Consider the following 22,858-nt stretch of genomic DNA (forward strand, 5'->3'; position numbering starts at 1 on the left):
GTCTGGATGAATTTAGACAAACAATAAGGGCCGGTAGTTACTTAACTACCGGCCCTTTATATATCTTGAATCTTCGTTATTGACTCTTAAATCTAATCCTAAACAGCAAACGATGTTCCGCAACCGCAAGTGCTGGCCGCGTTAGGGTTATTAAAGGTAAAGCCACGGGCGTTTAAGCCATCCTGAAAATTGATTTCCATGCCCATTAAATACATGCCGTGTGCTTTGTTCATAAATACACGTAAACCTTCAAGCGTAAATTCCTCGTCGCCTTCTTTCTTCTGGTCAAAGCCTAACACGTAGCTCATACCAGAGCAGCCGCCACCTTCAACGCCAATGCGCAAGCCAAAATCATTGCTAATTTCTTGCTGGTCTCTCAGTTTATACAATTCTTTAACGGCACCTTCTGTAAGGGTTACCGGCGCTGGCATAATGGCAACAGTTGTACTCATCTTATTTTTAATTATCTACACAAATATAAGGTAAAATGCGGATTTTTGTTCAGAGCGACTTATTTATGACCTGCGCTTAACACTAAACACACTATGGAAGCTTATTCTTATTTATTAGATATTTTAAAATATACCATTGCAGGGCTAGGCGTTGTATGGATAGCGTTTTATCTGCTTAAGCCATACCTTGACCGCAACGAAAACTTGCAGCTTATTGAACTCAAAAAAACTATCAGCGCACAAACACTACCGTTAAAGTTGCAGGCTTACGAGCGTGTAGTGTTATTTATAGAGCGAATGAACCCGACAAACCTTTTAGTGCGCCTGACCAATCCGGACTACAGCGCTGCCGAACTATACATGCTGGTAGTTGCCGAATTGCGTAACGAGTATCAACACAATGTTACTCAGCAAATTTATGTAAGTGCCGGCACCTGGGCTATTGTGAAAAGGCTTAAGGATGAAACGCTTGCAGTAATAAATAGTGTGGTAAAGATATTGCCTGAAAACGCTACCGGATTAGAACTAAGTAAAGCAGTACTAACACATATTAGCCAAATTGAAAATAATCCTTACGATGCAGGTTTGGCTTTGATCCGCAAAGAACTGGAAGAGTTATTTTAATAAAATGGCGGTTAAACGGATAACAACATCGGGTATTGAAATAACGGAGGTTTATACCGAGCCTTCAAAAATAAATGAATTACCCGGCGAGTTTCCGTATACCCGCGGGATACAAAAGGATATGTACCGGGGCAAACCCTGGACAATGCGCCAGTATGCAGGCTTCTCTACCGCCGAAGAATCAAACAAGCGTTACCATTATTTACTAGGCCAGGGCACCATGGGGCTCTCGGTAGCTTTTGACCTTCCTACCCAGATAGGCTACGACAGCGACCACGACCTTGCCGAAGGTGAGGTAGGTAAGGTAGGGGTTGCTATAGACTCCTTAAAAGATATAGAGGTTTTGTTTGATGGTATCCAACTTAAGGATATTACCACCTCAATGACCATTAATGCCACCGCACCTATATTGCTGGCTATGTATATCGCGTTAGCAAAAAAGCAAGGGGCCGATCTTAACCAATTGTCGGGCACGGTGCAGAACGATATATTAAAGGAATATGCGGCCCGCGGTACCTATATATATCCGCCGGCGCCATCTATGCGTTTAATTACAGATGTGTTTGAGTATTGTAGCAAGGAGTTGCCTAAGTGGAATACGATATCTATATCAGGCTACCACATTCGCGAGGCAGGATCAACCGCGGTGCAAGAGCTGGCCTTTACGCTTGCTAATGGCAAAGCTTATTTAGTGGCGGCCCAAAGCAAGGGTCTAGATATTAATGTTTTCGCAAAGCGACTATCGTTCTTTTTTAATTGTCATAACAATTTTTTTGAAGAGATAGCAAAGTTTAGGGCGGCACGCCGTATGTGGGCCAATATTACAAAACAGCTTGGGGCAACAGATCCGGGAGCGCAAAAGCTCCGCTTTCATACGCAAACCGGTGGGTCTACGCTTACTGCACAGCAGCCCCTCAATAACATCGTACGGGTAAGTACCCAGGCCCTGGCCGCGGTATTGGGTGGTACACAGTCATTGCATACTAATGGCTACGATGAGGCCTTGTCATTACCAACAGAGGCTGCTGTAGCGGTTGCGCTGCGCACCCAACAGATTATCGCTTTTGAAACCGGCGTTACTGATACTGTAGACCCGCTTGCAGGGTCTTACTTTGTAGAAGCATTGACCAACGAACTTGAAGCCGCTGCTTATATATATATAAATAAGATAGACGCCATGGGCGGATCTGTTAAAGCTATTGAGCAGGATTATATTCAGCAGGAGATAGCGGCATCTGCCTATCAATACCAGACTGAAGTGGAGAGCGGTGAGCGCGTCTTAGTGGGCGTTAATAAATATAAACAGCCTGAGTTGCCTTTAAAAAATGTATTCAAGGTTGACGATAGTATACGCGTACATCAAATAGAAAAAATAAAGGTGCTAAAGGCCAGGCGAGACAATATTGCTGTTGCAAATAGTTTACAGGGGCTAAAACGGGCTACCGAGGAAGGGAAAAATGTAATGCCTTTTATATTGACAGCTGTGGAAAACTATGCAACCCTTGGCGAAGTTGCTAACATTTTTCGGGACATTTTTGGAGAATACTAACATCCAAATCAGCGCAAATTGTAACCGGCGGCGCGCTGACGCCTATTGAAGATACCATAAAACCGCGCGAATAATAGGAGCTAAATTATAATAAAGTGCCCCTAATGCACTGAAACGCAATGTTTACTATTGGTAGGGCAGAATGCCGGGTTTATACGCTCTTAATATAACTTATAAAGTTGAATATCGTACAATAAATAGGACGACTTTTTGAAAATATATTTTAACAAAAAATGCAAAAAGAGTTTTTTAATTCGGTTTTTTTCCGAATATTCGATGTTCCGTAGCAGGCCTTAATTATTGTCGCTCTGGGCCTGAAAATCAATATTTTGCAAATTACTTATATGGAAAAAACTTGTACTAACGTCTGGAATAGCTGCCTTCAAATCATAAAAGACAACATCCCTGCACAAAGCTTTAAAACTTGGTTTGAGCCAATTAAAGCACTGCGCATGGAAGGTAGCGTTTTGACGATACAAGTACCCAGCTTATTCTTTTACGAATGGCTTGAAGAACATTACGTTCAGCTATTACGTAAAACCATAAAAAAGCAGTTGGGAGATGAGGGTCGGTTAGAGTACAACATCGTTGTTGAACAATCGTCGGCCAGTAAACCATATACTACTAATATGCCTTCAAACGGAAACGGTGCCGAGTCGAAAAATCAGTCAATGCCTATCCCTATTTCTATTAATAAGGATATCAAGAACCCTTTTGTAATACCGGGGCTTAAAAAACTGAATGTAGACCCTCAGCTAAACCGCCAATACACTTTTGAAAACTTTGTAGAGGGAGATTGCAATCGCCTGGCACGTTCTGCAGGCTATGCTGTTGCTGCCAAACCGGGCGGTACATCATTTAACCCTTTAATGATATATGGTGGTGTAGGCTTAGGCAAAACCCACCTGGCACAAGCCATTGGTAACGAAATTAAACGCTCGTTGCCTGATAAGCTGGTACTTTATGTATCGTGCGAAAAATTTACGCAACAGTTTGTTGACGCCCTTAAACATAACAACATAAATGACTTTGTAAACTTTTACCAGGCTATTGACGTGTTGATCATGGATGACGTACACAATTTTGCCGGTAAAGAAAAAACACAGGATTTCTTTTTCCATATCTTCAACCATCTGCATCAGTCTGGTAAGCAATTGATCATTACATCAGATAAAGCGCCTAAAGACCTTGCCGGTTTAGAAGAACGTTTGTTATCAAGATTTAAATGGGGCCTTAGTGCCGACTTGCAGATCCCTGATCTGGAAACCCGTATGGCTATCCTGAAAAACAAAACCTACCAGGACGGTATTGAGTTGGGCGATGACGTTATAGAATACGTTGCGCACAACATTGATAATAACGTAAGAGAGCTTGAAGGTGCCATGGTATCTTTACTGGCGCAATCAACCCTTAACCGTAAGGAGATTGACCTTAACCTGGCCAAGCAAATGCTGAAGAACTTTGTAAAAAATTCTTCAAAAGAGATCTCGATGGAATATATTCAAAATCTGGTTTGCGAGTATTTTGAAGTGCCAATTGATATGGTAAAGTCGCCAACGCGTAAGCGCGAGATTGTGCAGGCCCGCCAAATCTCTATGTACCTGGCTAAAGCGCATACCAAAAGCTCCTTAAAGTCAATAGGCCATTTCTTTGGTGGCCGCGACCACTCTACCGTTATCTACGCGTGCCAAACTGTTGAGGATTTAATTGATACCGACAAGAAATTTAAAGGCTACGTAGCCGATATACAGAAAAAGCTAAAGATGTCTTAACGATATAAACTTAGCTATACAAATAGAGCGCCATTGTGATTTGATCATGATGGCGCTTTTGTTTTTGTGCCCTCCGTGTTAACGAATGTTAACATAGGTTAAATATTGTTTTGCCTTAGATTAATTGTTGGTGATATGTAGCTATATTTAAACTGTGTAACCTAAATCACAATCATACAATGAAATACGCTATAACGTTTATACTCGGCTTACTTACATCGGGGATGGTGCGCGCCCAGCAAATTAACCTTAAACCCGGCGAAGAGTTTGCTTATCAAACTCACAATACTGAAGTGCCTGTTGGCTCAAAAGCCCGCCCTTTAGAGGAAGCTTACACCTTTCAATTTAAAGTAATAAGCAGTAACGCCACCGAGTGTAAACTGCAGTGTACCTTGACAAAAGCAAAACTTTGGCAAGCGGATAAACTGTACCGTTTAAACGCTGACAGTGTAAGAAACACCGAGCTCAACTATTCGGGCTTGCTTACGCAATTGATATTGCTAAACCAACCGTTTACTGTGGTGCTAAACCCTAAAGGGAAGTTTATGCGCGCCGAAGGTATAGCTGACCTGATTAAAAAAGCTACCGCTTCATGGTATCTTGAAGAGAACGTGCAACAATACCAGCAAGGTAATATTGAGGGCTTTTTAAGCCGTTTAAACTGGATGTTTTTTGAGCTGCCTGATCAAAAGTTGAGCTACCAATCAACCTTTACCGGCGCCGATAAAAAGACCATCTACAAGGTAAACGCTATGCGCGGCTCGCTGTTAGATATTTCGCCGGTTACAGTCGAAAAAACCTCGCAGGCTAAATACTTACTGAATGATGTAAATGGTTTATTAGAAGATGTAAGCACCACCTATACCCAAACTGGTGTGCCTGATCCTAAGCGCTTTACGAGTACGCAAACTATAGTATATGGCAAAGCCGATGCGTCTATAGTAGACACCGCCTGGCTTAATATGGCTATACCTTTAAGCTACTGGAGCGAGCATTTTAAAAACAAAGCCGGTGAGGTAGACTCGGCGAAGGTGTTTAGCTATTTTGCAAGCCATGATGCTGTTTATAAGGATGATCCATATTACATTTTGGCTAAACTTAAAAACGTGCAAGGGTTAAAAGGGCGCAAAAGCTTCGATAATTACCGTGCCGAACTGGCCAAGACTCCCAATAACGTGCTTGCAGACCAGAGCTCGCATCTTTTTAACAAGTTGCAATGGGCTGCCGAGGTTAATGCGGATACGGCTTACAATGTAATTGCCTATATGCACAAGTTTTCAGATTTTGGCGAGTGGCTACAGGAGTCGTTCGCGCAGGCCTTTTTAAGGAAAGATATGCCGGTGTCTGACGAGCTGCTGAAAAAGCTGAATAATGACACGAAATTAGGGGTAAAACCGCTGATAAATCCGATGTATTTATGGGTAAATGCAAAGAAAGAACCGGGTAATACAAGAGTATTGAGTAGCACTTACAACCAATTCATGAAAATGAATGATTTGAACATGCACAAAGGTAATGGAGCGCGTTACGCCTTGTTGATTTACAAAATGCTGGTTAACGCTAAAATGGAAAAGGAAGCCGTTAAGCTGCTTGACAGAACTAATCAGACCCTTGCGCGGTTTACGGCTGACACCCTAAACAAAAGCCGACTGGCCGACAGGAACATTTTGGCCTATACTTACTACCTAAAATACCAGCAAACCCTTAAAACTGATTCGGCTGCTGCTTTGGTGTTTTTGGGGAAGGCGTCGCAATTTTCGCCGTTAGATAAACGGGAGAAGGCTTATACCAGCTTTTATGACCGGGTGTTTTTACAATCAAAAGAAAGCTATAGTGAGGAGTTTATGAATAAGCTTTTTGCAGGTGGCAATATTGATACGGCCTTAAAGATATTTGCCAACAATATCAGCGCCAACCCGGGCAGGCTGCCTGACATGCAGAAGTTTTATCAAAAACGCTTTACTGATAAGAGTTTTAAGGACTTCTTTTTGAACAACGTTGTAAGTACCTGGAAAGATGCCCCGCCTTTTGAGCTTACCGATCTTGGTGGCAAAAAGCGTGCGCTGGCCGATTATAAAGACAAATGGCTTGTATTGGATTTTTGGGGTACCTGGTGCAGCCCCTGTCGCGAAGAAATGCCGAAGGTAAACGCCTTTAATAACGAGCTGCTTGAAGGCAAATACAAGGGCATAAACTTGCTGAGCGTGGCCTGTTTTGACAATCAGCCATCGGTTAAAAATTATATAGCCAATAACAACTTCGGTATAACTACTACCATGAGCGATAACCTCATTCAGCAGAAATATAAGGTAAGCGGCTATCCCAGCAAGATACTGATTGCACCTAATGGCAAAATGATAGACATTCAGTTTGGGTCTGACTGGATAGAGGTGATCAAAAACTTTAACGAATTGTACGCGGCCGCCAATTAAATCGCTAATCTGGAAATCTAAAATACTATATTTTGTGTTCCTATTCAAGTAAAGGATGGCTCGACGAAGCTCTCTGTGCAAACCCCGACGAGTTTATAAAAATGATAGGCGCGCGGCACAAAGGCGTGTATGATGAGCGCATTGTATTTAGCGGTATAAAAATTGATGGCGACCTGGCCAGTGTTTGGGCACCGTATAAATTTTACCTTGATGTAATTTTAGGCATGGTGGTGTCGATGTATTTCAGCTAATGAAAACTAGTGCCGGCTGGAAGATTATTTACCTGGTAGATACCCGCCGTAAAGATAATTGCGTGGAATAATAATTTAATGCTGTTTTTTGGAGATTATTATTTAAAATTGGTACTGATAGCGCCTTTAAGCGCGGTTATAACGAATAACGACTCTGCTTTCAAAAATGACTGACCATAAACCTAAACAAATACTGCTTGTTGACGACGACCAGCTTTTTTTGAAGCTGATTGAGCGCGTATTTAAAAAATCAGGGTTTGTGGTAAGGCTGGCGCCATCGGCCGAAGCGGCTATTGAGTTCTTGCGCACAAAGGAGTTTAGGCCGGATATTATCTTGTCGGACTACCTGATGCTTAAGATGAATGGTTTTGAGTTTAGGCGTAACCTGATGAACGATGCGGACTTTAAGGATATTCCATTTGTGTTCCTGACGTTTTTCTCTGACTCGGATTTGATGGAAAAAGGGCTTGACTTGCAGGCTATTGATTATGTCATTAAAGACACACCTATTAATGTAATTGTATCTAAAGTAAATAACATCCTCTTCGCGGTTGATAAGCAGCGCGAGCTGTCAGAGATCGAGGTAAGAAAAGCGGCCAAATCACTAAACATAAAATCTATTCCTGTTAAGTCCCCCGTTATTGACGGCTTCTCCGTTGATTTTTGGCATATGGCTTACCATGATATTCCCGGTGGCGATTTTATTGATTTTATAAAGGTAAATGAGCGTTATCATTTCATCGTACTGGGCGATATTATGGGCAAAAAGTGGATGGCCTGGTTCTTTACTTTCGGGTTTTTAAGCTATGTGCGATCGGCGGTGCGTTTTGCAGCGTTTAATCAAGAATACTCTACCGCTCGTATCATGGAGCAGGTAAACAGCATCATTTGTTTTGATGAAGTTTTGAAAGATATTTTATCAAGTTTGTCTTTATTACTGATTGATGCCGAGACCGGCAAAATAACCTACTCGGGCGCTGGCGATTTGCCCTTGCTGCATTACGACCACGTAACCGGCGAATTAGCCTCTGTGAGTTCGTCGGGCTTATTGTTGGGTTTATTTGAAGAAGGCGATTATAGCGAGCGCGAAATAGCATTAAAACCAGGGGACCGCTTGTTTGTGTTTACTGATGGTATGATCGATTTTGTTGACGCAACAGGCAAAAAGAGCGATTATAATCAATTTTCGAAAACGCTTAAGCCTTTTATGGAAAAAGAGAATAACTTTACACAACTGGCGCAAACCTTATTTGCCGAAAACCTGAATGAGCAGGTAGACGACCGAAGCATTATTAGTATTTATAAAAATTAAAGCATGATCAAAGTACATAAAGAACATAGTGACATACTGCTTGTTAAGCTTGAAATTAAAGAGGCTAGTCTTGAAAACAGCGATGCTTTTAAAGCCGAAATGATAAAGCTGTATGATAAATATAAAAAGCCTATTGCTGTTGATATGAGCAGGGTTGAATATATTGACAGCTCATTTTTAGGTGCTATAGTTTCGGCTTTTAAGCACTTGATATCTTTTAAGGCCGAAGTTGTTTTAGTGGCCTTAAGTAAAGATATTACTAACCTGTTTACGCTCACCCGCCTTGACAAGGTTTTTAAGATTTATAGTTCATTTGATGATGTCCCAAAAAACTAAAAATGGCTAATCCGGTAAGTAAACAGTTTTTGTTGCCCAACACCAGGCAATCAATAAAAGCCTCGGTACAGGAGCTTCTAGACTTTATTGTAAACCAGCTACCCGCCGATGTAAATAAAGACGGGGTAAGCTTCAAGATAGAAGTAATATTAATTGAACTGCTCACCAACGGCATTAAACATGCCGGTACTAAAGAGACATTTTTAGATATCACTATTGATGACCACAACATCAATATTGATAAAAAAGATTTTGGTAACCGTTACCAGCCTGGTAACATCACCTCGTTACTGGTACATAACCCGGGCCACCGCGAACTGCTTACTAAAGATGGCCTGCACAGCATGTACGCTGTAGTAGAGAGCGACACGCGTATTAAATTTATCTGCGAAGAGGTTGACGATGACGAAGTTTTGGATGTAAACGACCTAATGGAGCATTTCGGCTTGCTGATCATTACCAAAGCATCAGACAGCTTTACATACGAGTACAATATCAATATGGGGTTGAATACCTTCAGCGTACATATAGTAGCCTAGCATTAGGTCTAGTTTTTCAGAAACTTATTGTAACCTATAATTTTATTGTCGGTGTTGCTTGTTATGGTAACCATATACAGCCCCGGCCTTAAATCGCTTACCTCACTTTGCCAGTGAGGCCCACTAGTATGCCCTTCTTTTACTTTTAATCCCCATGTATTAGTAATAGCAATATTGTATTTGCCGGCCGGGATATTGTTGCTCATAGCAATGTTAATTGAATGGCTTGCCGGGTTTGGGTAAACAGTAGCATTACTGTTGATATTAGTGTTTCCTACTGTAGGTTCAAAAATTTTATGATCAACCTTTAAGTTCATAGAGTAGGTCACATTGTCGGTAAAGTCGCGTTGTCTAAGGCGATAAATATTAATGCCATAGACCGGAAAATTATCCTGAATGCTGTAATTCCCGGAATTGTTTGACACCAGGGAAGCTAGCACCTTAAACGTTTTGCCATTATCGTCGCTTCGTTCAATATCAAATAGGGTATTGTTGCTTTCGTTCTCTGTGGTCCAGGTGATGCTTACGTTTTTTGCCTTTTCAGGTTTATATGCGTTTAAGCTGAGTAAATGGTAGGAGCGCGAAGTCTCCTTTTTTATAACAATAGTAAATCTGGTGCCGCCAAAGGTATTGGTATCCGCTTGTGAGATATTGAAACTGTAAGCTGGATTTTGGCGCAAATCCAACGAATCTTTAACCAGGTTGTCGATCAGCCAAATTTCAAACATCGGGGGGATGTTCGCTATCTCTTTCAGTTTTAGTTGATACGCGCCGTCGTTACGGGCAAACACATTAAGGCGCGTCGCCGAGCTTGTTTGCGGAAACGGTTGAGTGTTAAATACTAAAGGGCTTTCTTTGGTTATAAAGCTAAACAACCTTACCTGGCCCGCTCCTTTAAAATATCTTATATCTTCTTTATTGTCGTAGCTGACTTTAGCCTCATTTTTAAAGATTATAAGGGTTTCGTCTGTATTAATATCGTCTTTAAACAATTGCAGCCTGATCAATTTTGGACTGTCAATAGGCGAGAATGCAGCGGCCCCACAAGTTTCAAGGTTAAAACTTGCAGTAAAAAAACATGCCAATAGTAAAAATACTTTCATTGTAGGTATTCATTAAATTGGTGTTAGGGCGACGATTTAATATCGTATGCATAGGGTAGCCATTTCAACTTACGGTATAACAACGCAAGATCAATGGCCATGGTTTGCATTATTAATACGAATTAATAATACTGAAAGTTGTAAGAAAACGAAGTTAGTTGAAGTTTAGCGCGTGCAGGAGAGATCTAACAAGGCATTTTTTTGGAGGATAACTTTTGCCAACCAATCCTGCGTTAAGTTTAGGACAATAGCATTATTGGGAATTTCGATCTCGAAGAAATCCACCATAAACACTAAACTTAGGGTAACTCAGTTACTATTTATGGTGGATTGAATGATGCTTGGCTATTAAACCAGCTTAGCTAAAGCAGCCTTAATACGTGGGATGGCGTGTTCAATATCCTGTAAAGTACAAGCCCCTACAGATGCGCGAAACCAATTAACATTGTCACCGGTACCAAAAGCCGAGAAGGGCACGAAAGCAATACCTGCCTCCTTTATCAGGTAAAAGTTAATATCTACCGAATCTTTAAGCGTATTACCCTCGGGCGTGGTTTTACCAGCGTACTCTATTTTGATAGTCAAATAAATGGCACCCATTGGCGCTATCGAGTCGACGCTGAACCCATCGGCCTTTAGTTGCTGAAACCCTTGATGTAAAGCGTCTAAGCTACTTTGTATCCTTGATTTTAAAGCATTCAGGTATATGTCAACCTTCGCGTCGTCAATAATGTATTGAGCCATGGCAACCTGTTCGGCCTTAGGGGCCCACGCGCCCATGTGGCCCACAATTGCTTTCATGTTATTAATGATACCTGCGGGGCCAAAGCCCCAGCCCACACGTACGCCGGTGGCGGCAAAGCATTTTGATGCGCCGTCAATAAATATCACATAATCGCGCAATTCGGGGCGTAGGGTAACCGGGTCAAAATGCTGGTTATCGCCAAACGTTAATTGCGAGTAGATTTGATCGTATAAAAAGTATAGTGGTTTTTCGCCCGCTGTACGGGTTTTGTTTTCGGCAATCACCATGTCGCAAATCTCTTCCAGGTCCTTTTTATTAAACATGGTGCCGGTAGGATTTAATGGCGAGCATAATGCCAACAAAGCAGCGCCCTTAATATGGGGCCGCAACTCATCTGCCGTAGGCATAAAGTTGTTTTCGGCGGTGGTTTGCACCATAATCCCTTTGGCTTTGAGTAAATCGCAATAGTGATTATTGTTCCATGACGGCGCCGGAAAAACAACCTTGTCGCCCTCATCAACCACCGCAAGGTAGGCTGAATAGATTAACGGGCGCGAGCCGCCTGATATCAGGATCTCATTAGCTGTATAAGTCAATCCTAAACGCTTTTTCAAAAATAAAGAAACACTTTCGCGCAATTGCAAAACCCCATCCGCAGGCGGGTAGTTAGTTTGATTGTCTGCATATGCATTAACAATACCTTGCTTTAACTCGTCTGGTATCGGATATATGTTTGAGTCGTAATCGCCAATAGTGAGGTTGGCAATGTTTTGGCCCTGACGTTTAAGTTCGTTTATTTCGCCGGCTATTTTGATAATTTCGGAACCGCGAAGATTTTCGGCTAATGCAGATACTTTCATTTTATTTGGTATACAGGTAAAACGGTAAAGTTAAATTTTTAAGCTTAAAGCAAAAAGGCGAAAGGTAAAAGGTTTGTAATAATCACCTTTTGCCTTTCGCCTTCAATATTTTTCAGGGTATGCTTACCCCATTATAGGTTTGCGTAGTTTAATAATGCGCATCCAATGCATCATTTTCATTACCGGGTAAACCGGATCAAACTCATACCATTTAGCAGCGAAGTTTGAGTGGTTAGGGCGCTTGTGGTGGTTGTTTTGAAACAATTCGCCAAGCATCAAAAAGTCAAGTGGGATAGAGTTTTTCGACTTATCGCCGTTGTCAAAGTTTGAGTAACCGTATTTGTGTCCACACCAGTTCACTATAGCACCGTGCAATGGGCCCATTACAAAGTGGATTGGTAATAACAAAAACATCCACCAATGGGTAGCAAAGGCAATATAAAACGCGGTATAGGCTAATATAAAAAATATACGAGACCCGTATGTTGAGCCCCAATAATCTACCAGATGCCACTCAGGGTAGTTGCCTCTAAATTGCGCATCGGGCTCTTTCAAACGCTTTTCATATAGTTTATAGCTTTGCGCCGTCCGCCACATCATCTGAAATACATCTGTAAAAAAGTGTGGTGAGTGCGGGTCTTTCTCCGTGTCGCTATACGCATGGTGCTCGCGGTGCATAATAGCATAAGCTCGCGGATTCAAAAAAGAAGAACCCTGGCAAATAAACGTTAATGCGTGAAAAATACGCTCGTAAATAATGTGGGTACTGTACATTTTATGCGATGCATAACGATGCAAGTAAAATGTCTGAAAAAATAGCGACAGAAACCAGTGCGCCAAAAAGAAGATTAATATGATCACGAATTAAAAGGGATTTGTTATTGTATTTTTAATTAACGCCAAAGATACCATTTTAGTTTCTGTCGGCTAATAAACTTATTATTAAATTGCTATATAGTGATCAGAATCACGTTTCATACTTTCTCGTCAGTATTTGAAATTAGGTTGAAATAAATGAATTTTAATTTAAGTAACTTCACATTATCAACCTACAACATTATCAACCAGACCTTTAAAGCCTGAAAAATGAAGAACCCAAGTTTGTCAAAATTCACCACCTGTGCTGTAACGGCGCTTGCCATCATTGCAGGCATAAGCGGCTGCCGAAAACTGCCCGTGGCCGAAAAAGTCAATGCATATCGTGATGCTGTACCAAACCCGCCAAATACCGTCGGTGGGCCCGCTATTGGCAACATAGGGCCGTTAATAGGCATACCTAACACTACAGTAACGCTCGCAGGTATAAACATTGATCCGGTTGCTGCTAATAATATCATCACTATCAATGGGGTGCCGGCTCCTATAACCAGTGTTATAGTAACTAATGTGGTACCTGGTTCGGTACCAAAAGTTACTTTGGCATTTACAGTACCGGCAAATGCAACCAGTGGTAAGGTTGTGCTTACAACCAACGGCAAAGAAATTACTTGGCCCGTTGATTTTAAAGTGCTGTCGGCAACGGTTAGCACGTATGCCGATTTGGGGAGTAATTATATAGAGCATATTGCATTTGATAGAAATGGTATTGCTTATGGCGAATATGTAGATAAAGTGTTTAGAATTTCGCAATCGGGAGCGGTAACGCTATTTAAAGATGGCAGCGGAGGCAAACCTTTTAAATTTATTTGGGGCATTGCTGCTGATGCTTTTAACGAAGTGTACGTACCTGATGCGTTAGATCATCGTATCTACAAAATTCAGGAAAGCGGTGTGCCAAGAATTTTAGCCGGCAATGGTATTGACGGAGTGGTTGATGGTGTTGGGCCGCAGGTAAGATTCGGCGCACCCCGGGGCATTGCAAGAGACCTGAGCGGAAACCTATACATTACAGATGTGCACCGCGTACGTAAAATATCAACCAGCGCGGAAGTAACCACTATTGCCGGTAGCGACAACGAAGGTTCTGTTGACGGTAAAGGTGCTGCAGCGCAGTTTGGCGCACTTGATGGCATTGCTGTAGATACTGCAGGCAACATTTATGTTAGCGATAGACGATATTATAACATCCGCAAAATAAGGCCCGACGGCACGGTTACTACACTTGCCGGCTCAGGAACTGCCGGTATGACCGATGGCCAGGGTACTCAGGCAACGTTTAATGATCCCCGGGGAATGGTGGTTGATAACCAGGGCAACGTTTTTGTATCTGATCAAAATACTGCAACCTCTACCTACGCCATACGCACTATAAATAAAGCAGGCAATGTGGTAACCTTTATAAAGGGCACATCAAGCACCGGGGTTATCAATGGCCCGGTAGCCACAGCGTCTGTTAACTCACCAAATGGTTTAGCATTTGGCCCCGACGATAATCTGTATATAGTTAATACCGGAGCTAAAATAGTAAGCAAGGTAACTTTAAAATAGCACAATCTACATTTACCTATACCTTATCATTGTTAAAAACGCCCCATATCCGGGGCGTTTTTTTAGTTTAAAAATAGATCTGCTAATAATCTATACGATTCAAGGCGATCATCAAAGTCCTCGGCAATGGTTACTGCTACTATCTCGTTTACCCCATAACTCTCTGCCAGTTGGCTCAGGCGTGTTTTAACCATAGCAGGCGTGCCTGCCACCACGCGTTGGCGATTGTAGCGCATACGATCTTGTTCCTGCAGACTGTACGCTACGTCTTTTATATCGTCATAGCCCAATGGCGATAAGCCACGGCCGCGTTCAAACTCAATAAAACGATGGTCCATTACCGCTTTGTGCTGCCTTACTTTTTCTTCATCCTCGCTGCAAAAAACAAATATGGCCATGTTGGCTTCGGATTGTTGTAATTCTTCTGACGGCTGAAAACGTTCTTTATAGGTTTGCACTGCCTGCGCACCACCTACCGGATTAATAAAATGCGCAAATGAAAAAGCCATTCCAAAATGCGCAGCGAATAAGCCACTTTGCCCGCTTGAGCTTAGCAGCCACATAGCCGGTACTGTTTGTACCTGTGGTATGGCGCGTATTTTTTGCTGTATGGTACCCGGTTCTGCACGGTCATGGAAATAATTGCGCAGATCTGCCAGTTGCTCTACAAAATCATTTTCGGCAAAGTGGTTTGACGGGTTAAGCATAGCGGCGGTTATGCGGTCGGTACCAGGCGCGCGGCCCATGCCAAGATCTACCCGGCCCGGAGCCAATGCTTCAAGCATCCTAAAATTTTCGGCCACCTTTAGGGTGCTATGGTTGGGCATCATGATACCACCGGATCCAATACGCATAGTGCTGGTTTGCGCCGCCAGATATGCTATTAAAACTTCGGGGGTTGATCCGGCCAGGCTGCCGGTATTGTGGTGCTCTGAGACCCAAAAACGAGTATAGCCAAGTTGTTCGGTATATTTTGCCAGCGCGATGGTTTCTTGTATAGCCTGTTCGGCAGTAACGCCTTTACGTATAGGCGATTGGTCAAGTACGCTAAGGCGGATTTTAGTTGTGCTCATAGATATAAATAGAACACAAAAGTACGGGCAGTGTTGATCGTTAGGTCACTATCGCTGTTTTATGGCATTAGTGTTACAGAAGCAAATTATTTGATATCGTAATCTATAATTAAGCTGGTTGCCGTAACCTTGGTGCCGTCAGAGTAATCTGTTTCAATGATACCAACGCCTTTAGCAACATAATAGTCAATAACCTCAACGGTTTTAAACCCATCGCCTTCGTCATATTGAAAGTTCAGCCGTGTATGCATAACATCTGTAAACTTTTTGCCCGATACACTCTTGGTAATACCTTTTTCAACCAGCGCACCAACAATTCGGGCGGGCAATCCGTTAACAAAGCCACCCTCAGTAACCGATGCAGTCCATGTTCTTCCAACAACGTAATTGTCTTTTAAATAAAGGTATTCAACGTCAATCCCACCCGAAAAGGCCACACGCTTAATGTAGCTATCGTCCTGATGAGAGAAATAGCTGGAGGAATTTTCAGTAGTGCCCGACTGGGTATAAATAGTTGAATATGTTTTTTTGTTGATAAGGATGTCCTTACCTATCATCGTCTGTGTTTCAGTTTCTGCAGTACCGCCTAATGCTGTTTTATTGTATTTCCAGAAACTGCCTTTTGAGGTAGGTTGGTAAGTATTATAAACCTTCTCGCCAACCGAAAAATCAGGTTCATCGTTTTTGCAGCCGGCCACAAACGTGACAGCAATAGCAAACAAGATATATAACGATTTTTTCATTTGAATGTGCGAAACGATTAACTATTAAGCAAAGCTACCACAATTGGCTACCTAATTACTATCAGCCAAGAAGTGATACAAAAATATTACAGCGCCGGTATAGGCGGGTTTTTTTTGCCCGTCAATCTCCATTGCTACACCAATTGTTGCTTTAGTAATGCCCCGTAAGTTGGCTATTGCATCCAATTTGCAGGTTAACCTTACCTGGCTGTCCACAACCACGGGCTGAGAGAACTTTATCTCCTGTATGCCATAGTTAATCAGCATTTTAAGGTTGCGCACCTCAACTATCTGGTGCCAAAAATGGGGTAGTAATGATACTGTTAAATAACCATGTGCAATAGTGGCGTTAAAAGGGCTTTCAATTTTGGCGCGTTCAGGGTCTGTGTGTATCCATTGTTCGTCAAGCGTAGCCTTTGCAAACTGGTTTATTTGGTCCTGAGTAATGGTATGCCATAGCGAAGTGCCAATTTCCTTACCCAAATGTGCTTCAAATTCGTTGTGATTGTTTATGATTACCATTGCTTATTAAGTTTTACAGGCCCGCCCTATAATTTTACAGGCCTAAAAATAGTAAACGCAAACCATTACGCAATGTTTATAAAGCACAATATTATTTAAGTAGGAAAGCCTTATTTAAACATATTTTTCAAAGCAGCCAGTTTTACCGCCATATCGTTTCTGGTGCTGCGTCTTTTCTTTTAGGCTGATTGCCGGAGTTTGGTGTTGATGGCTGTGGCTTTGCCGCAACAGTGCGATTGTCTTTTTTAGGCTCATCACCTTTCATAGACAACGATATGCGTTTACGGGCAACATCAACCTCGGTAACCGTAACCTCAACTTGTTGCTGCACTTTAAGTACCTCGTTAGGGTCTTTAATAAAACGGTTGGTGATCTGGCTCAGGTGAACCAACCCATCCTGATGTACGCCGATATCAACAAAGGCGCCAAATGCAGTAAGGTTAGTTACAATGCCAGGCAGTTTCATGCCGGCTTTAAGGTCAGTAATGCTATTTATGCCTTCGGTAAAGCTAAAAGCTTCAAACTTTTCACGGGGGTCGCGGCCTGGTTTAGCCAGCTCGGCCATGATGTCGTTTAGCGTAGGTAAGCCAACAGATTCTGTAATATACTTTTGCAGCGGGATGCTTTGGCGCAGCTTGTCATCTTTCATCAAGTCGCTCAGGGAGCAGCCTTTATCTTTGGCCATTTGTGCTACCAACGCGTAACGCTCAGGGTGTACAGCGCTGGCATCCAACGGATTTTCGGCATTGTGAATCCGAAGGAAGCCTGCCGCTTGCTCATAGGCCTTATCACCTAAACGTGGCACTTTTTTAAGTTGGTCGCGTTTTTTGAATGCGCCGTTCTCGTCCCGGTATTCAACTATCTTTTGCGCCAGTTGCGGCCCAAGGCCAGACACATATGCTAAAATTTGTTTTGACGCAGTATTTAATTCTACACCGACTGCGTTTACTGCGCTTATTACCGTGTCATCGAGCGAAGCTTGTAATTTGTTTTGATCAACATCATGCTGGTATTGCCCTACGCCGATAGATTTCGGATCTATCTTTACTAACTCTGCTAACGGGTCCATTAGCCTGCGGCCGATAGATACGGCACCCCTAACGGTAACATCCTTATCCGGAAATTCCTCGCGTGCAACGTCTGAGGCTGAGTAAATGGACGCACCGCTTTCGTTTACCATCACAATTTCTGCAGCTGGTAAATTAAGTTTGCGCACAAATGCTTCAGTTTCACGGCCGGCGGTGCCGTTACCTATGGCAATAGCTTGGATGTCATATTTCTTAAACAAATGTTCGACCGTTTTCTCAGCCTCTTTGGCCTGGCCGGCGCCGGTATGTGGGAAAACTGCAGTATACTCTAACAACTTGCCTTGCTCATCTAAACAAACCAATTTACAACCCGTACGGAAACCGGGGTCAATAGCCATCGTACGCTTTTGGCCCAGCGGTGCAGCTAACAATAACTGGCGCGCATTTTCTGCAAATACACGGATAGCCTCCTCGTCAGCCCGTTTTTTAGTAAGCAGTCGTACCTCGGTTTCCATTGATGGGCGAAGTAAGCGCTTGTAACCGTCGCTGATGGCTTGTCGTACCTGGTTAGCAGCATCGTTGTTCCCGGTCAAAAAGGCCTTTTCCACCTGTTCTATCGCTTCATCCTCGGGGGGCAAAACATCAAGGTATAATATTTCTTCTTTCTCGCCGCGACGCATAGCCAGTATCCGGTGCGATGGCACCGACTTTACTGGTTCATCCCACTCAAAATAATCTTTATACTTAATACCCTCGGTTTCTTTGCCAGGCACAACCCTGCTTTTAAAAGTGCCTTTAGCCATAAACAGTTCGCGTGTTTTGGTACGCACAGCTGCATCTTCGCTGATATGCTCAGCAATAATATCGCGGGCACCGCCCAGCGCTTGCTCTATATCAGCAACACCTTTTTCTTCAGAGATATATCTTTCAGCCTCGGCCTGGATATCAAATCTATTCTGTGCAAAAAGCATATCTGCCAATGGCTGCAATCCTTTTTCGCGGGCAATGCTGGCCCGCGTTTTTCGTTTCGGGCGGTAGGGTAAGTAAATATCCTCTAATAGCACCATCGTTTCTGCAGCGTTGATCTGTCTTTCCAGTTCGGACGTTAATTTGCCCATGTCTGTAAGCGAGCTCAATATCGCTTCACGACGTTTGTCCAGCTCGCGCAGTTGTTGTGTACGGTCGCGAATGGCAGCAACCTGCACCTCGTCTAAACTACCGGTAGCTTCTTTGCGGTAACGCGATATAAACGGTACTGTAGCGCCCTCGTCTAATAAGTTAACGGTAGCGATAACTTGTTTTTCGATAATCGAAAGTTTGGTAGCTATTTTTTTAAAATGGGTCATGATCTATCCTTTTCGGGATAGCGAAAGTCGGGTTATGCTGGGATATTGCAAAGGGGTGTTGGTAAGTAAATGAGGCTTATCGGGTAATTGGCGCTACTTTTTCTTTTTCGCCTTTTCCAAATTCTTCTCAACCCTAAACTTTACAATTTTGGTAATCAGATCCAACGGCAACGGCTTATCTAACTGAAACTGCATTGTGCCTTTGCCGGTCTCGTATTGGGCAGTTTCTGCTGCAAATGCTTCAATACCCATAGGGGCGGGATAAAAGCCGATGTGCTTTTTGTAGCCACCGAAATGCACCAGGTTGCCGTTGAGTATAAAGGTAGGTATACCGTAGCCAATGGTTTCGGTAGCATCCGGCGCAGCTTGTTGAATGGTTGTGCGAATGATTTGCAGCAGTTGCTGCACATCTTCGGGATAGCCTGCTATATACTCGTCAATGTTTTTTGCTGGTTCACCTTTCATGGTATCTTGCTTTGTTGTACAAATTTAATAGTTTTTAAAGACGATGATAGAGGCCGAAAAGACATTAATGGGGGTGAGATGCGACAATAGATTTAATTTTAAAAAAAATTAATTTAAAAGAAACCAAATGTTTCAATAGTTGTTGTTTTTGCAATCAATACTGCTAACAATAACATTAAATTGAATATGAAAAGAATTTTTTTACTCTCACTAGTAATTGGCGGGTTTTTTACAGCATGTAAAAAGGATAGTAATAATAACGTGGTAGATATTATCACAGACAAAAAGGTAGATACCTTGAAGGGAGCTATCACCACAGATCTTAAGCTCGACCCCGCAAAAACGTATATACTGCAAGGTCAGGTGTATGTTAAAAATAATGCTACTCTAACTATTCCGGCCGGAGTTACTGTTTATGCCCAAGTTAATGCGTCCCGCTCATTTAAAAGTGCGCTGATCATAACCCAGGGGTCTAAAATTTATGTGAATGGTACTGTAGATAAGCCAGTGGTTTTCACCTCGGCAGCCTCAACCAAAATGCCCGGTGATTGGGGTGCGCTGGTAGTGCTTGGTAAAGCGCCAACAAACTCAGGTACCGGCAATGCTGCAGGGCTGCCTATATCAACTGATACGCGGTACGGTGGTAATGTATCCAACGACAATTCGGGTTCCATTACTTATTTGCGCCTGGAGTATACCGGCGGCATTAATGCACCAGCAGAAAATGAATGGTCAACTGATAAAGTAAGCGGTATGGTATTTGAAAGCGTGGGCTCAGGTACTGTTGTTGACAATGTTATGGTAAAATACTCAAACGATGACAGCTTTCAATGGGTGGGTGGAACCGTTAATGCCACGCATTTGATCTCTTACAATAGTGGGGATGATGATTTTGATTATGATATGGGCTACCAGGGAAACATGCAGCAGATAATAGGCTACCGTACCCGTGCCTCGTCGCAAGCGTTACGTGCTAATGGCGTAGAAAGTTATAATGATTCGGTACCGACCACCAATCCGCCGTTAACACGGCCGGTTATTTCTAACATGACTATTATAGGCCCGCAAGGTGTCGATCAGTCTAAGACTAATATCAATCAAGGCGTGTATATGCGTAAAGGCACACGATTGGCAATTAGAAACTCAATAGTTGCTGAGTTTTCAGAGGGTGGTTTTATGGTTTGCCCAAGGACCCGCCCGGTTATTTTTAACAATGACAATGCCGAATTTAGAAGCAATTTAGTACATGCAGATGTTTTAGACCGTACTTTCGCCTGGGATCAGGACGTGGTAGTAGTAGCAGACCCGTTATTAACAACATTCCTTACTAATACGGTTAATAACAATTCGGTTATCTCGGCTTCGGCCGACTTTAAGTTGACAGCTATGTATAATGCGGGCAATGCGCCGAATCTAACCCCAGCCGCTGGTTCGCCGGCCTTGAGTGGCGCCGACTATTCCGGTGTCGATTTTTCGAACGCATTTTTTACCAAAACCACTTATCGCGGTGCTATAGGCTCAAGTAATTGGGCTGCGCAAAGTATTTGGTGTAACTGGCAATAATAGAGCTGAGAAAGTTCATATAGAATAGCCGCAACTATTTAGTTGCGGCTATTCTGTTTATAGGCGTTTCTTTGCATTATATACAGACAGCGGCTTAACAGCCAAGACTGGGTTTGATTGAGCTATAGTCTGTAAATTAATAGCAGACTAGATCAGTCTTTAAACAAAGAGGTGTTAATCAGTAGACCGTCTAAAACTTGCGGAGCTCGGCCAAACAGAAATTATAATAGGCTGACAAAGCAGAGAGGAATATGCCGAGGGTGTTTTGAAATTGGCAAAAGTATTATGTAATTTTGCATAATTATACTCATCGCTTACTAAAAGTAGGTACCTAGCGTATAATATACAGCTTGTAAATTAACAATAAAAAGTAATATATGTCATCAGTAGAGACCGCTTACACTAAGTACAAAGTAAAAGATTTTTCTTTAGCCGAATGGGGTCGTAAGGAAATTGGGTTAGCCGAAGCAGAAATGCCGGGTTTAATGGCGCTCCGCGAGGAGTTTGGCGCTGCACAGCCATTAGCCGGTGCGCGGATTGCAGGCTGCCTGCACATGACTATCCAAACAGCTGTGTTAATTGAAACATTGGTTGCACTGGGTGCAGAAGTTACATGGTCATCATGTAATATATTTTCCACTCAAGATCATGCTGCCGCTGCTATTGCTGCTGCAGGCGTTTCTGTTTACGCCTGGAAAGGTTTAAACGAGGTTGATTTTGATTGGTGCATTGAACAAACTTTGTTCTTTGGCGAAGACCGCAAACCATTAAACATGATTCTTGACGATGGTGGCGATTTGACCAACATGGTGTTTGATCGTTATCCTGAATTGGTTTCAGGTATTAAAGGTTTATCAGAAGAAACTACTACAGGCGTTCACCGTTTATATGAGCGCATGAAAGCTGGTACATTATTAGTGCCTGCTATAAACATTAACGACTCGGTTACAAAATCGAAATTTGATAACAAATACGGTTGCCGCGAATCATTAGTAGACGCTATCCGTCGTGCTACTGACGTTATGATGGCTGGCAAAGTAGGTGTTGTTTGTGGTTATGGCGACGTTGGTAAAGGTTCTGCAGACTCATTACGTAATGCAGGTGTACGTGTTATCGTTACCGAAATTGACCCTATCTGCGCATTACAGGCAGCTATGGAAGGTTACGAAGTTAAGAAGTTAGGTACTGCTATCGCTGAGGCTGACATTGTAGTAACCGCTACTGGTAACAAAAATATCGTTCGCGAAGAGCATTTCCGTGCATTGAAAGACAAAGCTATTGTTTGTAACATAGGTCACTTCGACAATGAGATTGACATGGCCTGGTTAAATGGCACTTATGGCAATACTAAAATTGAAATTAAGCCACAAGTTGATAAATATACTATAGACGGCAGCGACGTTATCGTTTTAGCTGAAGGTCGTTTAGTAAACTTAGGTTGTGCTACAGGCCACCCTAGCTTTGTAATGAGTAACAGCTTTACTAACCAAACGCTAGCACAGCTAGAGCTTTGGACAAATACCGCTGCTTACGAAAACAAGGTTTACACATTACCAAAACACTTAGACGAAAAAGTTGCCCGCTTACACCTTGCTAAGATCGGTGTTGAGCTAGAAGTACTTGACCAGGATCAGGCCGAATATATCGGTGTTACTGTTGAAGGTCCGTTTAAACCGGAATACTACCGTTACTAGTTTCAAAATTAAAAGTAAAAAT

Annotated in this window: 20 protein-coding genes; 11 read left to right on the plus strand and 9 right to left on the minus strand. The window is 42.6% G+C overall.

Features of this window, described 5'->3' with window-relative positions; translation table 11 throughout:
- Positions 1 to 98: 98 nt before the first annotated feature.
- A complete protein-coding gene (locus ACFSYC_RS08130; RefSeq protein ID WP_377125511.1) occupies positions 99 to 452 on the minus strand; it encodes a HesB/IscA family protein in 354 nt (117 codons plus the stop codon).
- A gap of 93 nt (positions 453 to 545) precedes the next feature.
- On the opposite strand from ACFSYC_RS08130, the gene ACFSYC_RS08135 reads away from it, so the two are divergent.
- From ACFSYC_RS08135 to ACFSYC_RS08170, 8 genes are all read left to right on the plus strand, one after another.
- Positions 546 to 1,076, plus strand: coding sequence for a DUF7935 family protein (locus tag ACFSYC_RS08135; protein WP_377125513.1), 531 nt, complete (start codon positions 546 to 548; stop codon positions 1,074 to 1,076).
- Positions 1,077 to 1,080: 4 nt separating this feature from the next.
- The gene (locus tag ACFSYC_RS08140) at positions 1,081 to 2,625 is read left to right on the plus strand and encodes an acyl-CoA mutase large subunit family protein (RefSeq protein ID WP_377125516.1); all 1,545 of its coding nucleotides are present in this window, start codon (positions 1,081 to 1,083) and stop codon (positions 2,623 to 2,625) included.
- Between the two features lie 344 nt (positions 2,626 to 2,969).
- Positions 2,970 to 4,397 (plus strand): chromosomal replication initiator protein DnaA, encoded by a 1,428-nt coding sequence (dnaA, locus tag ACFSYC_RS08145; RefSeq protein WP_377125519.1) that lies wholly within the window; start codon positions 2,970 to 2,972, stop codon positions 4,395 to 4,397.
- A 179-nt stretch (positions 4,398 to 4,576) separates the two neighbouring features.
- Positions 4,577 to 6,829, plus strand: a complete 2,253-nt coding sequence (locus tag ACFSYC_RS08150) for a TlpA family protein disulfide reductase (protein ID WP_377125522.1) — start codon at positions 4,577 to 4,579, stop codon at positions 6,827 to 6,829.
- A gap of 32 nt (positions 6,830 to 6,861) precedes the next feature.
- Positions 6,862 to 7,080 carry a hypothetical protein gene (locus tag ACFSYC_RS08155; protein ID WP_377125525.1) on the plus strand — a complete coding sequence of 73 codons (219 nt, stop codon included), beginning with the start codon at positions 6,862 to 6,864 and terminating at the stop codon, positions 7,078 to 7,080.
- Positions 7,081 to 7,246: 166 nt separating this feature from the next.
- Entirely contained in the window at positions 7,247 to 8,392 is a 1,146-nt protein-coding gene (locus ACFSYC_RS08160; RefSeq protein ID WP_377125528.1) for a PP2C family protein-serine/threonine phosphatase, read from the plus strand.
- 3 nt (positions 8,393 to 8,395) lie between these two features.
- Complete coding sequence (locus tag ACFSYC_RS08165) at positions 8,396 to 8,728, plus strand: STAS domain-containing protein (RefSeq protein ID WP_377125531.1); 333 nt, start codon at positions 8,396 to 8,398, stop codon at positions 8,726 to 8,728.
- A gap of 2 nt (positions 8,729 to 8,730) precedes the next feature.
- A complete protein-coding gene (locus tag ACFSYC_RS08170) occupies positions 8,731 to 9,267 on the plus strand; it encodes a hypothetical protein (RefSeq protein ID WP_377125534.1) in 537 nt (178 codons plus the stop codon).
- 8 nt (positions 9,268 to 9,275) lie between these two features.
- On the opposite strand, the gene ACFSYC_RS08175 is transcribed toward ACFSYC_RS08170, so the two are convergent.
- From ACFSYC_RS08175 to ACFSYC_RS08185, 3 genes are all read right to left on the minus strand, one after another.
- Positions 9,276 to 10,370, minus strand: coding sequence for a T9SS type A sorting domain-containing protein (locus ACFSYC_RS08175; RefSeq protein ID WP_377125537.1), 1,095 nt, complete (start codon positions 10,368 to 10,370; stop codon positions 9,276 to 9,278).
- Positions 10,371 to 10,718: 348 nt separating this feature from the next.
- The gene (locus ACFSYC_RS08180; protein WP_377125540.1) at positions 10,719 to 11,975 is read right to left on the minus strand and encodes a pyridoxal phosphate-dependent aminotransferase; all 1,257 of its coding nucleotides are present in this window, start codon (positions 11,973 to 11,975) and stop codon (positions 10,719 to 10,721) included.
- Positions 11,976 to 12,098: 123 nt separating this feature from the next.
- Entirely contained in the window at positions 12,099 to 12,836 is a 738-nt protein-coding gene (locus ACFSYC_RS08185) for an acyl-CoA desaturase (protein ID WP_377125543.1), read from the minus strand.
- A 225-nt stretch (positions 12,837 to 13,061) separates the two neighbouring features.
- On the opposite strand from ACFSYC_RS08185, the gene ACFSYC_RS08190 reads away from it, so the two are divergent.
- A complete protein-coding gene (locus ACFSYC_RS08190; RefSeq protein WP_377125545.1) occupies positions 13,062 to 14,402 on the plus strand; it encodes a hypothetical protein in 1,341 nt (446 codons plus the stop codon).
- 62 nt (positions 14,403 to 14,464) lie between these two features.
- Here the strand turns inward: ACFSYC_RS08190 and ACFSYC_RS08195 are convergent, their stop codons facing one another.
- From ACFSYC_RS08195 to ACFSYC_RS08215, 5 genes are all read right to left on the minus strand, one after another.
- Positions 14,465 to 15,475 carry an LLM class flavin-dependent oxidoreductase gene (locus ACFSYC_RS08195; RefSeq protein WP_377125548.1) on the minus strand — a complete coding sequence of 337 codons (1,011 nt, stop codon included), beginning with the start codon at positions 15,473 to 15,475 and terminating at the stop codon, positions 14,465 to 14,467.
- 86 nt (positions 15,476 to 15,561) lie between these two features.
- Positions 15,562 to 16,218: a hypothetical protein gene (locus ACFSYC_RS08200; RefSeq protein WP_377125551.1), complete on the minus strand. Its 657-nt coding sequence runs from the start codon at positions 16,216 to 16,218 to the stop codon at positions 15,562 to 15,564.
- A 51-nt stretch (positions 16,219 to 16,269) separates the two neighbouring features.
- A complete protein-coding gene (locus ACFSYC_RS08205; protein ID WP_377125554.1) occupies positions 16,270 to 16,740 on the minus strand; it encodes a MaoC family dehydratase in 471 nt (156 codons plus the stop codon).
- 142 nt (positions 16,741 to 16,882) lie between these two features.
- Positions 16,883 to 19,114, minus strand: coding sequence for a Tex family protein (locus ACFSYC_RS08210; protein ID WP_377125557.1), 2,232 nt, complete (start codon positions 19,112 to 19,114; stop codon positions 16,883 to 16,885).
- A gap of 93 nt (positions 19,115 to 19,207) precedes the next feature.
- Positions 19,208 to 19,579: an iron chaperone gene (locus ACFSYC_RS08215; RefSeq protein ID WP_377125560.1), complete on the minus strand. Its 372-nt coding sequence runs from the start codon at positions 19,577 to 19,579 to the stop codon at positions 19,208 to 19,210.
- A gap of 186 nt (positions 19,580 to 19,765) precedes the next feature.
- Here ACFSYC_RS08215 and ACFSYC_RS08220 point away from each other — a divergent pair, with 186 nt between their 5' ends.
- Complete coding sequence (locus tag ACFSYC_RS08220) at positions 19,766 to 21,142, plus strand: hypothetical protein (protein ID WP_377125562.1); 1,377 nt, start codon at positions 19,766 to 19,768, stop codon at positions 21,140 to 21,142.
- Positions 21,143 to 21,519: 377 nt separating this feature from the next.
- Positions 21,520 to 22,836, plus strand: coding sequence for an adenosylhomocysteinase (gene ahcY, locus ACFSYC_RS08225; protein WP_377125565.1), 1,317 nt, complete (start codon positions 21,520 to 21,522; stop codon positions 22,834 to 22,836).
- Positions 22,837 to 22,858: the final 22 nt, after the last annotated feature.

Source organism: Mucilaginibacter antarcticus (genome assembly GCF_042686155.1).
Taxonomy (GTDB): domain Bacteria; phylum Bacteroidota; class Bacteroidia; order Sphingobacteriales; family Sphingobacteriaceae; genus Mucilaginibacter; species Mucilaginibacter antarcticus.